This is a genomic window from Steroidobacter sp., from assembly GCF_016790065.1.
GTDB lineage: Bacteria > Pseudomonadota > Gammaproteobacteria > Steroidobacterales > Steroidobacteraceae > Steroidobacter.
This window is the reverse complement of sequence record NZ_JAEUPY010000035.1, coordinates 1-15,543: the sequence shown is the minus strand read 5'-3', so window position 1 is coordinate 15,543 and position 15,543 is coordinate 1. Positions and strand designations below refer to the sequence as shown.

Genomic DNA, 15,543 nt, shown 5'->3' with positions numbered 1-15,543 from the left:
TTGCCCGATCCTTCAGTCGCATCACGCCAACGTGTGATAGACCTTTTGCACGTCGTCGTCCTGTTCGAGCTTGTCGATCATTTCCAGGACTTCGGTGGCTTGCGCTTCGGGCAACTCGGTCGGGGTCAGGCAGATGTATTCGTGTTCGGCGGACAGCGGCACCAGGCTGCGATCTTCCAGCGCTTTTTGCATGTGGCCGAACTCGGGGAAATTGCAACGGGCCACCAGCTGCGGCTCGCCCTTTTCGCCGGTGCTCTCACCCATCTCCTCCAGGCCGTGGTCGATCAGGTACAGCTCCAGGTCGTCATGGTCGATGCCTTCCGGATTGAGCCGGAACACGCCCATCTTTTTGAACTGGAAGCTGACGCTGTTGGCGGTGCCGAGGTTGCCCTCGTGCTTGGTGAAGATGCTGCGTACGTTGGCGACGGTGCGGGTCGGATTGTCGGTGGCGGTTTCCACCAGCACCGCGACCCCGTGCGGCGCATAGCCTTCGTACAGGATTTCGGTGAAGTTGGCCGCGTCCTTGCCCGACGCGCGCTTGATTGCCGCTTCGACCTTGTCCTTGGGCATGTTGACGGCGCGTGAGTTCTGGATCACGCGACGCAGGGCCGGATTGGAGTGGGGGTCGGGGCCGCCGTTCTTGACGGCGATGGTGATGTCCTTACCGATACGGGCGAATTGCTTCGCCATACGGTTCCAGCGCGCGAACATCGCGTGCTTTCTGACTTCGAAAATGCGGCCCATGAAACGGCTCCCCTGAACTCAAGGGAGCAGTTTACCACCCCGGCTGATGCCGGGGCGGCGGAAGCAGTTACTTACCTTTGGCCTCCCACATGACCTCGGCGTTGGCCGCCGCGGCCCGCTTCAGGATGCTCAATAACGGCACCGCTCGAGTCGCCAGGTCCACCGGCGCCTCGCGTTCCTCGTCCTCATCCTCGTTCTGGGCGTCCTCATTGTCCGCCGGGCGGGCTGCCGTCACATGGGTGCCGGCTTTGATCTGCTCGGTGGCATGTTCCAGCTTCTGCAAGGCGTCGCCCACATCTTCGGGGCCGAGCGCGCCCGGAATGCGTCCGGTCGCGCCCATCAGCTTCAGCAGCTGAATCGCGACGTCCTGGAACATGGTGATGGATTCGGTCGCGGTGGAGCGGAAGGTGACTAGCATGGGTAAGGCCTCGAGTGCCGTCAGGTACAACCGCGGATCAGGAACAAAACCAATAATACCGGGATGGGAACTCCCAGCAGCCACAACAAAATCCAACCCACTTTACCTTGCTCGCGGCCGTAATTCAGCATGCGATGCAGGCCCGGGGGATGGCGTTTGAGCGCTGTTTTGAGTGGATCTGACATGGCGGCCTCTCATTCACTACAGATAGCCAGTGAACGGTTGCCGTCGGGACGGGGTTCCGAGCGCTATTCGTCTGTGGCGCGTAGCGCGGCCTGCCAGATTTTCAGCGTGGTGGCGCGGCTCAAACCTTGTTCCATCAGTAACGCCTGCGCGCCTTCTTCGGAATAGGTGCCACGCTTGGTGAGCAGGGTCAGCACGCCGCACAGGTCGCCGAAATAAATGGCCTGACCGAGCGGGCTCATGGTGGCGGGCGCGACTTTGTCCGTCTGTTCCTGCAAGGCGCGGATCGAAGGATCGGACAGTTCCCAAGTCGCGGCGATGAAGCCCGCGACATTCGGCGCTTGCAGCTGCATGGCGCGAATGAACACTTCGGCGCGCGGCTGCAGGTCCCGCTGTTCGCGATAGGTTTCCATCGTCAGCCGAAACAGCACGATGCGGGCCAGCGGCCCGAGCAGGCCGATCAGTTGTGCAATGAAAGGATCGGTGTTGCCGATGGCGCGTGCACACGCCTCGGAGGCGGCCGCTGTGCGTTGGGCATGTTCCCAAGTGAGCGTGGCGAAGTGGTCGAAATAACCTTTGGGTTGTTTGAACACCGGCTGCAGGATGGCGGTGGCGAGCAGGCTGCGCATGCCATTGGTACCGAGCATCACCACGGCGCGGTCCAGACTATCCACCGGCTCGGGCGAATAGCGATACGCGGCGCTGTTGGCTCGTTGCAAAGTGCTGCCGGCCAGTGCCGGATCTTCCAGGATCAGTTTCACCAATTCGCGGCGCGAACTTTCGTCGTCGTTCAGCACCTTCATCAGCTTGGGCAGCAACATGGGCCGGCGCGGAAAATAGTCGCGCTGATGTACGGCGGCCGCTGCATGGTCATTGACCTTGGCCAGTACCGCGGCGTGCTGACCGGAGATGTCGTAATCGATGTGTTGGACGCCGAACGCCAGCTTGTAGCTTTCGGCATAGGCGCTGGCGGTCGATTCAGTTTCGTAGGGCGGGCCTTCGCCGTCGCTGGCTTGGGTCACCGCTTGAGTTTCGGCACGGGGCGCGCTGGCCGACGGGGAACGATTGGACGTCGATGCCGAACCGCGCATGCCGAGCATGAACACGGCCAGCCCCACCAAGGCTGCGATCAGAATGATGGTTAGAGTCACGCTCGCCGTCGCTCCTGTGCCTGAGCCCGCTCGACTCGGAAAGCTCCTCGCCGGTGCGATGATACCTGGCTGACGCACCGAGCTGGTGCGGCAGTACGCGCGCTGGTAGCTGCAGGGCCGTGAGCCCGCTGGATTAAGATTTGCATCGCTGACAGACCGTGCCGCATTCGGTCTACCCGGACCGCAAGGAACACCGCTTGTCGATCCACGTCGCTCTGAATCACGTCACCCACTATCGCTACGACAGGCGTGTGTCGCTCGGCCCGCAACTCATTCGCTTGCGGCCGGCTCCGCACAGCCGTACCCGCATCCTGGCGTATTCCCAACGCATTACGCCGGCCGAGCATTTCATCAACTGGCAACAGGATCCGGAAGCCAATTATCTGGCCCGCGTGGTGGTGCCGGATAAAACCAGCGAGCTGCGCATCGAGATCGACCTGGTGGCCGAGATGGCGGTGCTCAATCCGTTCGACTTCTTTTTGGACCAATACGCCGAGCATTTTCCCTTCGATTATCAGCCGGCCGAGCGCCGTGAGCTCGCGCCTTACCTGGTGACCCATGCGCCCACGCCTCGCTTCGGCGAGTATCTGGCCGGGCTGTCCCGCCAGCGGGTGCGCACGATCGATTTTCTAGTCGGTCTGAACCAGCGGCTCGCCAAGGATATCCGTTATCTGATCCGGATGGAGCCCGGCGTGCAAACGCCCGAGCAAACGCTGCTGCAAGCCTCCGGCTCGTGCCGCGACTCGGGCTGGTTGTTGGTACAACTGCTGCGACACATGGGCCTGGCGGCGCGCTTCGTGTCCGGGTATTTGATTCAACTGCAGGCCGATGTCAAAGCGCTCGATGGTCCGTCCGGACCGTCGGCCGATTTCACCGACTTACATGCCTGGTGCGAGGTGTATCTGCCCGGCGCCGGTTGGATCGGGTTCGATCCCACGTCGGGCCTGCTCGCCGGTGAAGGTCACATTCCGTTGGCATGCACGCCCGAGCCTTCCAGCGCAGCGCCAGTGAGTGGTGCTGTCGATGAAGCGGAAGTCGAGTTCTCGCATCACATGAAGGTCGAGCGCGTGTGGGAAGCGCCACGCGTGACCAAGCCTTATAGCGAGGCTCAGTGGTCGCAGATCGAAGCGCTTGGCCGTGCCGTGGATGCTGATCTATTGGCGCAAGACGTGCGTCTCACCATGGGCGGCGAGCCGACGTTCGTTGCCGTCGACGATCCGGATGGCGCCGAATGGAATACCGCTGCGCTCGGTCCTACCAAGCGACAACGCGCCAGCGATTTGTTTCAGCGCTTGAAACAAAAATACGCGCCGCAGGGCCTGGCACACTTCGGTCAGGGCAAGTGGTATCCCGGCGAACAATTGCCGCGCTGGTCGCTGAATTGTTACTGGCGGCGGGATGGGGAACCGATCTGGACGGCGCCGTCGCTGTTCGCCGATGAAGCTGCCGACTATGGCGCCAACGAGCGTCATGCCAATGAGTTTCTGTCGGCGGTGGCGAGACAGCTGGGACTGACGCCGCAGTTCGTGTTTCCAACGTACGAAGATGCGTTTTATTACTTGTGGCGCGAGCGGCGCTTGCCCAGCAACGTCGATCCGTGCGATTCCAAGTTGGAGGATCCGTTGGAACGAGCCCGGCTGGCGCGGGTGTTCAGTGCCGGGCTCGATAGCATCGTCGGTCACGTGTTGCCCATCGCTCGCAGTGCTAACGGTGGCGCGTGGGAGACCGGTCCCTGGTTTCTGCGCACCGAACGTTGCTATTTGATTCCGGGCGACTCGGCCATCGGTTATCGCCTGCCGCTGGATTCGCAGCCCTGGGTCAAGGACGCCGAGTATCCGTTCCTGCATCCGATCGATCCGAGCGAAGCACTGCCGCCGTTGGCGAGGCATGCGCAAATCGGACGACAGCCGTTGCCGCTGCAAGCGGAGTTGCGCCGCCAAGTCTGGCGCGGCAGTGACGGCAACTCGGAGTCGCAGACACGCGGACGAGGCGATTCCATTCCCGCCAATCGTCCCATGCAAGGCGAGTCGGCGCATTGGATCACTCGTACCGCGATGTGCGCTGAAGCTCGCAATGGCGTGCTGTACATCTTCATGCCGCCGACGCGACGGCTCGAGGAATACCTGGAAATCGTGCAGGCCATCGAAGCGGTGGCGCGCAGTCAGTCGCAACCCGTGGTGCTGGAAGGCTACGAGCCACCGTCCGATGCGCGTTTGAATGTGTTCCGAGTGACGCCCGATCCTGGTGTGATCGAAGTGAACATCCATCCGGCCGCAAGCTGGGATGAGATGGTGGATCGCACCACTCACTTGTACGACGCCGCGCGCGAGTCTCGCCTCAGCACCGAGAAGTTCATGCTCGACGGTCGCCATACCGGCACCGGCGGTGGCAATCATTTCGTGCTCGGCGGCGCGACACCCGGCGATTCGCCATTCCTGCGCCGGCCCGATCTGTTGCGCAGTTTGATTTCGTATTGGCACAACCATCCGGCGCTGTCGTATCTGTTCTCGGGCTTGTTCATCGGGCCGACCAGCCAGGCGCCGCGGGTCGACGAAGCTCGCAACGATTCGTTGTATGAGCTGGAGCTGGCGTTCAAACAATTCCCGGCCGCTGCCACGGACTCGCCGCCCTGGCTGATCGATCGGCTGCTGCGCAATCTGCTCATCGACGTGACTGGTAACACGCATCGCGCCGAGTTCTGCGTGGACAAGTTGTACTCACCGGACAGCTCGACCGGTCGCTTGGGTTTGCTGGAGATGCGAGCGTTCGAGATGCCGCCGCATTCGCGCATGAGCCTGACCCAGCAATTGTTGTTGCGATCGTTGATCGCGAAGTTCTGGAGTCAGCCGTATGAACCGACCAAGCTGGCGCGTTGGGGTACTGAGCTGCACGATCGTTTCATGCTGCCGTACTTCATCGAGCAGGATCTGCGCGATGTGCTGGCTGAGTTGACGGCTGCGGGTTATCCAATGCAAGCCGCTTGGTTCGCGCCCCATCTGGAATTCCGTTTCCCGAAGTACGGTGACTTTGCGACTGGCGGTGTGGATGTGGAGCTGCGCCAAGCGTTGGAACCGTGGCATGTGATGGGCGAGGAGGGCGCGCCCGGCGGCGCCGTTCGCTATGTCGATTCCTCAGTGGAGCGCGTGCAGGTCAAAGTCACCGGTCTCGCGCCGGATCGATATGTGATGACTTGTAACGGTCACTCGTTGCCGCTGCGTCCGACCGGGCCGGTCGGTGAGTTCGTCGCCGGTGTTCGTTATCGCGCCTGGCAGCCCTCGTCGGCGCTCCATCCCAGCATCGGTGTGCATTCGCCGTTGACGTTCGACCTCGTCGATACCTGGATGAATCGCTCGCTGGGCGGTTGCCAATATCACGTCGCTCATCCGGGCGGTCGCAACTACGCCGTGTTCCCGGTGAATGCGTTCGAGGCCGAGAGCCGGCGGCTGGCGCGCTTCTTCCGTATGGGACATACCCCGGGGCGTGTTGAAGCCTCGCCCGCATCGACGGCGGCTGAGTTTGCGTTTACGCTGGATCTTAGAAGCACGTGATCGTTTCCACGTCCTCGACAGTGCGAATGTCCGCCTCGCTCCATACTTATAAGCCCGATCTGCAGCGTTATGACGAGCTGTTGTCGCCCGACGGCAGTATCCGGCCGCACTGGCGCGCATTGGTGGAACGCTTGGAGCAATCCGGGCCGGACACCGTGCGGCGGGGTGTGGAGCTGGCGCGCCGGCTGATCGTCGAGAACGGCGTTACTTATAACGTCTACGCCGATCCGCAGGGCCGGGATCGCCTTTGGACGCTGGACATGCTGCCGGTCATCATGTCGGCGCAGGAGTGGCAAAGTATCGAGCGCGGCGTGATTCAACGGGCGCGGCTGTTCGATGCGTTGCTGGGGGACTTGTATGGTCCGCAGCGGCTGCTTCGGGAAGGCACGGCGCCGGCCGAAATCGCCTTCGGTCATCCCAACTATTTGTGGCCCTGTCATGGCGCCGTCCCGCGGGGCGGCCGCTGGCTTTATATGTATGCCGCCGATCTGGCGCGTTCGCCCGACGGGCGCTGGTGGGTGCTGAGCGATCGAACCCAGACACCGTCCGGCCCGGGGTACGCGTTGGAAAACCGGCGCATCGTGTCGCGCGTATTCTCCGATCTGCTCGACGATATCAACGTGCGTCCGTTGACCGGCGCATTCGCGTCGCTCAGGGATGGCTTGCTCGCCAACGTCGAAGAAGGCGAGACGCCGCTCGCGGTCGTGCTTACTCCTGGCCCTTTCAATGAAACTTACTTCGAGCATGCGTATCTGGCGCGGCAGTTGGGATTCTCGCTGGTCGAAGGTTCGGATCTCACGGTACGCGATGACACGCTTTATCTGAAAACGCTCGGCGGGCTGAAGCGCGTGCATGCGGTGCTGCGCCGGCTCGACGATGACTTTTGCGATCCGGCCGAACTGCGTGCCGACTCGGCGCTCGGTGTGCCGGGCTTGTTGAAAGCGGTGCGCGCTGGGCGCGTCGTGCTCGGCAATGCGCTGGGCAGCGGCGTGATCGAATCGGCGGCGTGGATGGGTTTTCTACCGTCCATCAGCGAATGGCTGCTCGGCGAAACCTTGCAGCTGCCGTCGGTGGCCACTTGGTGGTGCGGCGAGCGGCCGGCGCTGGAAGAGGTGTTGGAAGGCTTGGATCGATTGGTGATCAAGCCTGCGTATCCCAATCAGCGTTTCGAGGCAGTGTTCGGCCGCGATCTCACTCGCGATGCGCGAGCCAAGCTGATTCGACGCCTGCGAGCGCGGCCGTATGCCTACGTGGCCCAAGAGCGGCTCGCATTGTCACAAACTCCGGTGTGGCGCGGCACGGGGCTGGCCGGTCGTGCGCTGTCGTTGCGCGTCTACGCGATTGCCGGGCCGGATGGCTATCAAGTGATTCCTGGCGGCATGGCGCGCATCGCGTCGGATGTTTATGCCGATGTCGTTTCCACTCAGCGCGGCGGCGGTAGCAAAGACGTTTGGGTGTTGGGCACCGACGATGCCGATCCCCAGGCGACCGAGTTCACCCCTCGCAGCCGGCCCAGAAGCGAAAGCTTGCCGTCGAGGGTGGGCGAGAATTTGTATTGGCTGGGGCGCTACGCGACCCGCTGCGAAGACAAGATTCGGTTGCTACGGGGAACGCTGGCGTTGGAGCGTCGCTCCGAAGTGTGGCCGCGTGCTGTCGATACTTGTCGGCACGTCGGTGTCACGAGCAAGGAGTCCGATCCGGCCACGAGCTTGTTCGATACTCAGCATCAGCTCGGCATTGCCGCCGACTTACAGCGCCTGCAATGGTCAGCGACGCAAGCGCGCGGTCGCTTGTCCTCCGAACATTGGCGCGCTATCGGTGTCGTGCAGCGTCAGTATCACGATGCCGCTTCTAGTAGCAGCGATGCGCGAGAGACGTTGGATCGATTGACCTTGTCCGTCGCGGCGCTGTCCGGCTTCGCGCATGACGACATGATTCAAGACGACGCCTGGCGCTTGATGATGCTGGGGCGACGGGTGGAACGAATTTCGTTTCTGGCGTCACTGTTGTCGCGTCGCTTGGCCGAAGCAGCACCGACGCGCGGTGAGTTAGAGTGGATTCTGGATATCGCCAGCGGCACGATTGCTTATCGCACTCGTTACCTCGATCGACCGCGGCTGGTGCCGCTCCTGCAATTGCTGGTGCGAGACGCGAAAAGCCCGCGCTCGCTGGCCTTCCTGACTCACGAGATCTGTACGGTGACCCAACAGTTGAGCGAGTCGGCGGGCGAGTTGCCGACTGACTTTTTCCGGCAGGCGGTTACTGACGTCATCGAGACTGACTTCGGCGCGCTCGAAGGGAGTGGCTACAACGCGGATCTGGCGCGACAGGCTTTTTCCAAGAAGCTCAGCGGGATCACGGATGCTTCATTACTGTTGTCGGATCGGTTGTCGATGCGGCACTTCTCGCATACTGAGCTCGACCTGCACGCGGTGACTGCATGAGCACCGCTACTTACAACGTGACCCATGAAACGTTGTACGAGTACAGCGCTGAGGTCGTGCACGCTCACCACCTGCTGCATCTCGTGCCGCGAGCCATGGAGCACCAAGCTTGTAGCGATCAGCAGATTCGCATCAGCCCGGAGCCGTCGGGCAACGAGGACGCCATCGACGCGTTCGGCAATCCGCTGCAACGGTTGGAGTTCACCCGGCCGCATCAACGCTTGTCAGTGACCAGCGAAATGAAGGTCGAGGTGCGCGAACGTCGTACGTCCGCGGCGCCGAGTGAGGCTTGGGAGCGTGCGCGCAATCGTTTGTTCTACACCGCGCGACCGCCTGGCGATGAGCAGCTCGAAGCGCTGCGTTACCGGGTCGAGTCGCCGTATGTTCGTATCAAGCAAGCGTTCACCGAGTACGCCGCCGATTGTTTCCCGGCCGGGCGTCCGCTGTTGACAGCGGCCGATGCGTTGATGATGAAGTTGTATCGCGAGATGAAGTACACGCCCGGCGTCACCAACATTTCGACGCCGTTGTTACAAGTGCTGCAAGAGAAGCGTGGAGTTTGTCAGGACTATGCGCATCTCATGATTGCTTGCCTGCGCGCTCGTGGCTTGGCTGCTCGTTACGTCAGCGGCTATCTGCGAACGACACCGCGTGCCGGCGCGCCTCAGCTAGTCGGAGCCGATGCGTCTCACGCTTGGGTCGCCGTGTTCTGCCCGCCTCTCGGCTGGGTCGAGTTCGATCCCACCAACGGCGTGCGTGCCGGCCTGGATCACATCGCTATCGCCTGGGGCCGGGATTTCGGCGACGTTTCGCCGCTTCGCGGCGTTATTCTCGGCGGTGGCTCGCATACGCTGACGGTCAAAGTCCATGTGGAGAAGTTGCCTGTCGGTATCGCGACGGGCGATGGCACCCACTGACGAGCGTCACCGTCGGCAGCGGTGCTATTCTTGCACCCCATGTCCTCCGTGCCTTTAGCTTCCGGTCAACTCGACGAGATCGCGCCTGGTGTGCGCCGGCTCGTGGCTCGTAATCCCGGCTTCATGACCGGGCCGGGCACCAACACCTATCTGGTCGGTCAGGGCTCGTACGTGGTCATCGACCCGGGGCCGGAGGATGCTGTGCATGTCGAGCGCATCCTCAAAGAAACCGGCGGGCGCATCGAAGCCGTGCTCGCGACTCACACGCATCCCGATCATTCGCCGGCCGCTCAGGCGCTGGCTGACGCGACCGGTGCGACCATCATGGGCATGCCGGCGCCTGTGCATGGTCGGCAGGATGCAGGCTTCGCGCCCAGCGTCGTGTTGAAGGACGGCGATGAAGTCACAATCGGGTCGCTGGTGTTGCGGGCCCTGCATACGCCGGGACATGCGTCGAATCATCTTTGTTATTTGCTCCAAGGCACCGGGCTGTTGTTCACCGGCGATCATTTGATGCAAGGCTCGACGGTGGTCATCTCGCCGCCCGATGGCAGCATGGGCGACTACCTGCGTTCGCTGGCGCGCTTACAGAAAGAACCGGCGACGCGTATCGCGCCTGGTCATGGCTTGACCATCGAAGATGCTCAGGCTGAGATCGTTCGTATCGTCGGCCATCGGTTGCAACGCGAGGCCAAGGTTGCGGAGCGGCTGGGCCGCTTGGGCTCGGCGAATTTGGATAGCTTGGTCGGCAGCGTTTATGACGATGTCGATGCCCGCTTGCATCCAGTGGCGAAAGGTTCGCTACTGGCCCATCTGCTGAAACTGGAAGAAGACGGTCGAGTCGTGCGCGACTCGCCGGAACTCAACGCCCTGTGGTCGCTGCAAAATCCGCCCCGCTGATTGAATTGGCCCATTGTTCGCTGATCTTCGCTGAGCACAAAGTGCTCGACGAGGTCAGCTTTACGTTACGCCGCGGCGAGCGTTGGGCGCTGATCGGAGCCAACGGCTCCGGTAAAACCATGTTGCTCAAGATGCTTCGCGGCGATGTGTGGCCCACGCCCACCGGTCGCCAGCGGCGTGTGACTGCGCTGCTGAAAGAGCAGATCGCCTACGTCGGGCCTGAGCGGCAAGACAAATACGTTCGCTACGATTGGAATCTCACGGTCACTCAAGTGGTGACGACGGGATTGTTCGACGAAGACATTCCTTTGACCAAGCCTTCGCACGCTCAGCGTGAGCGCGTGTCGCGAGTGATTCGACGCTTCGGGCTGTGGGGATTGAGGAATCGGCGCATCCTGACGCTTTCCTATGGCCAGCGCCGGCTGGCGTTGGTAGCACGGTTGTTTGCTGGCGGGGCGCCGGTGCTGTTGTTGGATGAAGTGTTCAACGGCTTGGATGTTCGCGCCAAGGCGAAACTCAGCAAAGCGTTGGAACAGCCACGAGGCGGGCACGACTGGATCATCACTTCACATCGGCCGAAAGAGTTGCCGAAGAATGTGACGCACATGGCGCACATTCAGCACGGGCGAATTGTGTCGGCCGGCCCGATCGGCCACGAGCAGCCGATCGCTCATGCTGCCGAAAAGAAAAACCGGACTGTCGCGACTTCTGGGCGTGCATCGGCCGGACGACTTTCTACCGCGCGGGCGCGGCAGCCCGAGGCTGCGGCGGCTAAGCCTCGTAAGCGAGCGTCGGCGAAGCCGCTGTTCATCATCCGCAACGCCAACCTGTTTCGTGACTACCGTCCGGTCATTCATAAACTCGACTGGACTCTGGAACGCGGTGAGAACTGGGCCATCCTCGGTGCCAACGGTTCGGGCAAGAGCTCGCTGCTGAATCTCATCTACGGCGATCTGCATCCGGCGCTGGGTGGCACCATCGAGCGGGATGGAGTTATCAAAGGCACACACATCGAAGCGTGGAAACATCGCGTCGGCTGGGTGTCGCCTGAACTGCAGGCCGATCATTTCTTGGCGGGCTCGATTGAAGAGATCGTGATCTCCGGCCGCTACTCCAGCGTCGGCCTGAACGACGCCCCCACCAAAGCAGACCGCAAGGCCGCAGAGCGTTGGTTACAGTTCTTCAACATCGAACATCTTCGCGCTCGCGGCCCGCGACAAGTGTCATACGGCCAGATGCGCATGGCGCTGTTCGCCCGAGCAATGATGAACGATCCGGAACTATTGCTGCTCGACGAACCTTGCACCGGATTGGACGGTGATGTTCGCGGCACGGTGCTGAGCTTCATCGAGCGACTCGCCAAGCAAGGCACCCAGATCGTCATGGCCGTGCACGACCCGGAAGACATCGTGCCGGCGGTGAAGCATGTGTTGCGAATCAATCGCGGCGGTAAAGTGCAGCTCATCGACATCGACTAGCATCGCGTGCGACCCCGCAGCAGCGCTCCGCATCATGCAGCTGTAGCAAATCGACGAGGCTCGTGGTGTTCAGAACAATCGCTGGTTTGCTGGCCTCACTATGTTTTGGCGTACTGCACGCCGAAGCAGTGTTAGAGCCGGCCAAACAAATTGCTGAAGAAGTCGCAAGCGGCATTCACCCCGGATTCGAGTCGTTCATCATGCAGGTGGACGGCCAAGTGGTCGGTCGGGCAGTAGCGCCGACGTTAGCCAAGCGACCGCCAGATCTTCGCTCAGCCACCAAATCGATCACCGCGCTGCTGATCGGCATCGCCATCGATCAAGGCGCGATTCCGTCGGTGCAAACCAAGGTCATGGATCTGCTGCCGGCGCGGCGCAGAGTCTTCGAGCAGGACGCACGCAAGGCGGCGATGACGCTCGAAGATCTGCTGACCATGCGCAGCGGTTTGGATTGCAACGATTGGGATCCGAAATCGCCGGGTCACGAAGACAAAATGTATCGGCAGCGCGATTGGGTCGCCTTCTGGAGCGAGCAGCGCATGCGCGCCGACCCAGGCAAGGAATTTTCTTATTGCACCGGGAACGTGGTGGCGTTGGGCGAGATCCTGGAAGCAGCGGTCAATCTGGCTCCCGATGCATTCGCGCTCAAATATCTATTCGTGCCCATCGAAGTACAACGCGCCGAATGGCAGTACTGGGACCGCAAGCACGGTGTCGACACGGGTGGCCACTTGCGACTGCCGCCGGACGATCTGCTCAAGATCGGCGAGTTGATCCTGGGGCGGGGTGCTTACCAACAAAAGCGTATCGTGTCCGAGGCCTGGATCGAGGCCATGACCACTGAGCGCACCAGTATTCCAGGCATGAACCAGCGCTATGGCTATCTCTGGTGGCTGGATCACACCAAGGATCCGAATCTGCCCCAGACCAAACTGTGGTGGGCACAAGGCAACGGCGGCTCGGTGTTGATGATCATGCCAGGCGTGGACGCTGTGATGCTCACCACCGGCACGCGCTTCAATCAGCCCGACATGCTCGAGCCCATGCTGTGGCTCAGAGATCGGCTGCTGCCGGCCCTCCGGGTGAAGTAAACAAAACGGGCGCAAATAAAAAGGGCGGTGTCCGCAGACACCGCCCTTTGGCTCATCCCAGAGCTGCGAGTGACTTAGCCTTTCGGGGCCGCACGCGCCTTGGCCACTTCCTCGATGACCACGTCGGCCACGTTCTTCGGCACTGGATCGTAGTGCGAGAACTCCATCGTGTACGAGGCGCGACCCGAGGTCATGCCACGCAGATGGCCGATGTAGCCGAACATTTCCGACAGCGGCACGGTGGCCACGACGGCGATGTTGGTGCCACGCTCGAGCTGTTCCTGAATCATGCCGCGGCGGCGATTGATGTCGCCGATCACGTCGCCCAGGTAGTCGGACGGGGTCACGGTTTCGACCTTCATCACCGGCTCCAGCAGGATCGGGCCGGCCTTGCGGATGGCTTCGCGGAACGCAGCCTTGGCGGCGATTTCGAACGTCAGCGCGTTCGAGTCGACGTCGTGGTAGCTGCCGTCCGTGAGGCGGGCTCGGAAGTCCACCGTCGGATAATGGGCGAGCACGCCATCTTCCTTCTGCATGCGCAGACCCTTTTCGACGGCTGGCACGTATTCACGCGGCACCGAGCCACCGACGGTTTCGTCGACGAACTCGAAGCCGGCGCCACGCTCCAGCGGCTCGAAGGTGATCCACACTTCGGCGAACTGACCGGAACCGCCGGTCTGTTTCTTGTGGACGTACTGTTCGGAGATGGTCTTGGTGAAGGCTTCGCGGTAGGCCACCTGCGGCTGACCCATGATGCCTTCGACGTTGTACTCGGTGCGAATACGGTCGAGCGTCACTTCGAGGTGCAGCTCGCCCATGCCGCGCAGAATCGTCTGGCCGGTTTCGCGATCGGTTTCGAGACGCAGCGAAGGATCGGCGCGGACCATCTTGCCCAGCGCGGTGCCGAACTTCTCCTGTTCGGCCTTGTTCTTCGGCTTCACCGAGACGCTGATGACGGGGTCCGGGAAGCGCATGCGCTCCAGGATCACCGGGCTTTCCGAGGCGCACAGCGTGTCACCGGTTTCGGTTTCGGCCAGCGAGACCAGCGCGATGATGTCACCGGCGCGGGCTTCTTCGATCGGGTTGGCTTCCTTGGCGAACATTTCCACCATGCGGCCGATCTTCTCGCGCTTGCCGCGAGTCGAGTTCATCACCGACATGCCCTTGGTCAGCACGCCCGAGTACACGCGCACGAAGGTGAGCGCGCCGTAGGCGTCGTTGAGCACTTTGAACGCCAGGCCGGAGAACGGCTCGTCGTCCGAGCTCTTGCGCTCGCCGTTCGGGTTACCGTCCTGGTCCACGGTCTTGATGGCTTCGACGTCGGTCGGGGCCGGCAGGTAGTCGACCACGGCGTCGAGCATCTGGGTCACGCCCTTGTTCTTATAGGACGAGCCGCACAGCACCGGGTTGAACACGGCGGTGATGGTGCCCTTGCGGAGGCACTTGCGCAGCACCTCGGGCGAGGGCTCGACGCCGTCTTCCAGGTACTTTTCCATGGCCGCATCGTCCTGCTCCAAGCAGGTGTCGATCAGCTCGGTACGGAACTTGGCGATGTCGGCCAGGATCTTGCGATCGCTCGGCACGGTGATGCCGAGCTTGTCGGCGATGTCCGCAGTGATGGCGTGTTCGACCGGCTTGGCGTCGCGATCGTCCGAATCCCACACCAGCGCCTTCATTTCGATCAGGTCGACCATGCCCTTGAAGTTGTCTTCCGAGCCGATCGGCAGTTGCACCGGCAACGGACGCGCACCGAGGCGCTTCTTGATCATGTCCACGCAGCGCAGGAAGTTGGCGCCGCTGCGGTCCATCTTGTTCACGTAGCAAAGACGCGGCACGCCGTAGTTGTCGGCGAGGCGCCAGTTGGTCTCAGACTGCGGCTCCACGCCGGCGACGCCGTCGAACACGACGACTGCGCCGTCGAGCACGCGCAACGAGCGATTCACTTCGATGGTGAAGTCGACGTGGCCCGGAGTGTCGATGACGTTGATCTTCTTGTTACGCCAGAAGGTCGACACCGCGGCCGACTGAATCGTGATACCGCGCTTCTGCTCCTGCTCCATGTAGTCCGTCGTGGTCGAGGACTTCAAATCCTTGGTGTCGTGAACGTCGACGATCGTGTGCTTGCGGCCCGTGTAATACAGGATGCGTTCGGTGGTGGTGGTCTTACCGGCGTCGACGTGGGCGATGATGCCGATATTGCGAATATCGGCAAGGGCAGTAGTACGGGGCATGTCGGATTTCCGTTACGAGGTCTGTGCGCAGCTAGGTTTGTGGGTCATTGAGCGGGCGCGGATTCTACTGGAAAACCGCGCCAATGCTGTTACCCAGGCCGAACCCAACCGGGGCGCCCAGGCGAAGGGCGCGCATTCTACCCGAAAGATTCCCAGAAGTCGTTGTAAGAGAAAGACAATTTACGGCGGTTGGCGGCAGCTTTCGGGGCTGCGGCTGACGTCCGGCCGTGGCGCCGGATAGGGCCCGGTAAATCAAGGGACTGCGTTGTTACCGGGGGTGATCGGGCAGCCCGGGTGGGGCGGCCAACCATGGTTGTGGCCGCCGAAGTCGTAGGAAATTCACGGTCTTGGAGCAGCCAGGGTCGTCCTGACCGCTGCCGGTGAGCGGGCTCAGAGCTGAATGTCCGCCTCGTACACGATGACGGCGTCGCCGACGAT

11 protein-coding genes are annotated in these 15,543 nt (G+C 62.0%); 6 read left to right on the top strand and 5 right to left on the bottom strand.

Going from position 1 to position 15,543, the window contains the following annotated elements; genetic code table 11:
* Positions 1-21: 21 nt before the first annotated feature.
* The 4 genes from JNL55_RS01380 to JNL55_RS01365 form a co-directional block, all read right to left on the bottom strand.
* Positions 22-744 carry a YebC/PmpR family DNA-binding transcriptional regulator gene (locus tag JNL55_RS01380; RefSeq protein ID WP_293848476.1) on the bottom strand — a complete coding sequence of 241 codons (723 nt, stop codon included), beginning with the start codon at positions 742-744 and terminating at the stop codon, positions 22-24.
* A 67-nt stretch (positions 745-811) separates the two neighbouring features.
* Positions 812-1,162 carry a DUF1840 domain-containing protein gene (locus tag JNL55_RS01375; RefSeq protein WP_293848475.1) on the bottom strand — a complete coding sequence of 117 codons (351 nt, stop codon included), beginning with the start codon at positions 1,160-1,162 and terminating at the stop codon, positions 812-814.
* A gap of 20 nt (positions 1,163-1,182) precedes the next feature.
* On the bottom strand, positions 1,183-1,347 hold the full coding sequence (locus tag JNL55_RS01370) for a hypothetical protein (RefSeq protein ID WP_293848474.1): 165 nt from the start codon (positions 1,345-1,347) through the stop codon (positions 1,183-1,185).
* A 63-nt stretch (positions 1,348-1,410) separates the two neighbouring features.
* Positions 1,411-2,496, bottom strand: a complete 1,086-nt coding sequence (locus JNL55_RS01365; protein ID WP_293848473.1) for an HDOD domain-containing protein — start codon at positions 2,494-2,496, stop codon at positions 1,411-1,413.
* Positions 2,497-2,693: 197 nt separating this feature from the next.
* Here JNL55_RS01365 and JNL55_RS01360 point away from each other — a divergent pair, with 197 nt between their 5' ends.
* The 6 genes from JNL55_RS01360 to JNL55_RS01335 all read left to right on the top strand — a co-directional run bounded on the left by JNL55_RS01360 (position 2,694) and on the right by JNL55_RS01335 (position 12,874).
* Positions 2,694-6,044: a DUF2126 domain-containing protein gene (locus tag JNL55_RS01360; protein ID WP_293848472.1), complete on the top strand. Its 3,351-nt coding sequence runs from the start codon at positions 2,694-2,696 to the stop codon at positions 6,042-6,044.
* Between the two features lie 26 nt (positions 6,045-6,070).
* On the top strand, positions 6,071-8,488 hold the full coding sequence (locus tag JNL55_RS01355; protein WP_293848471.1) for a circularly permuted type 2 ATP-grasp protein: 2,418 nt from the start codon (positions 6,071-6,073) through the stop codon (positions 8,486-8,488).
* Positions 8,485-9,405, top strand: a complete 921-nt coding sequence (locus JNL55_RS01350; protein ID WP_293848470.1) for a transglutaminase family protein — start codon at positions 8,485-8,487, stop codon at positions 9,403-9,405. The genes JNL55_RS01355 and JNL55_RS01350 overlap by 4 nt, the downstream gene beginning before the upstream one ends.
* A gap of 39 nt (positions 9,406-9,444) precedes the next feature.
* Complete coding sequence (locus tag JNL55_RS01345) at positions 9,445-10,305, top strand: MBL fold metallo-hydrolase (RefSeq protein ID WP_293848469.1); 861 nt, start codon at positions 9,445-9,447, stop codon at positions 10,303-10,305.
* Positions 10,278-11,783: an ATP-binding cassette domain-containing protein gene (locus tag JNL55_RS01340; RefSeq protein ID WP_293848468.1), complete on the top strand. Its 1,506-nt coding sequence runs from the start codon at positions 10,278-10,280 to the stop codon at positions 11,781-11,783. Before JNL55_RS01345 ends, JNL55_RS01340 begins: the two co-directional genes overlap by 28 nt.
* 65 nt (positions 11,784-11,848) lie before the next feature.
* Positions 11,849-12,874: a serine hydrolase domain-containing protein gene (locus JNL55_RS01335; RefSeq protein ID WP_293848467.1), complete on the top strand. Its 1,026-nt coding sequence runs from the start codon at positions 11,849-11,851 to the stop codon at positions 12,872-12,874.
* 74 nt (positions 12,875-12,948) lie between these two features.
* Here JNL55_RS01335 and fusA read toward each other — a convergent pair whose 3' ends face one another.
* On the bottom strand, positions 12,949-15,105 hold the full coding sequence (gene fusA, locus JNL55_RS01330) for an elongation factor G (RefSeq protein WP_293848466.1): 2,157 nt from the start codon (positions 15,103-15,105) through the stop codon (positions 12,949-12,951).
* Between the last annotated feature and the right edge of the window lie 438 nt (positions 15,106-15,543).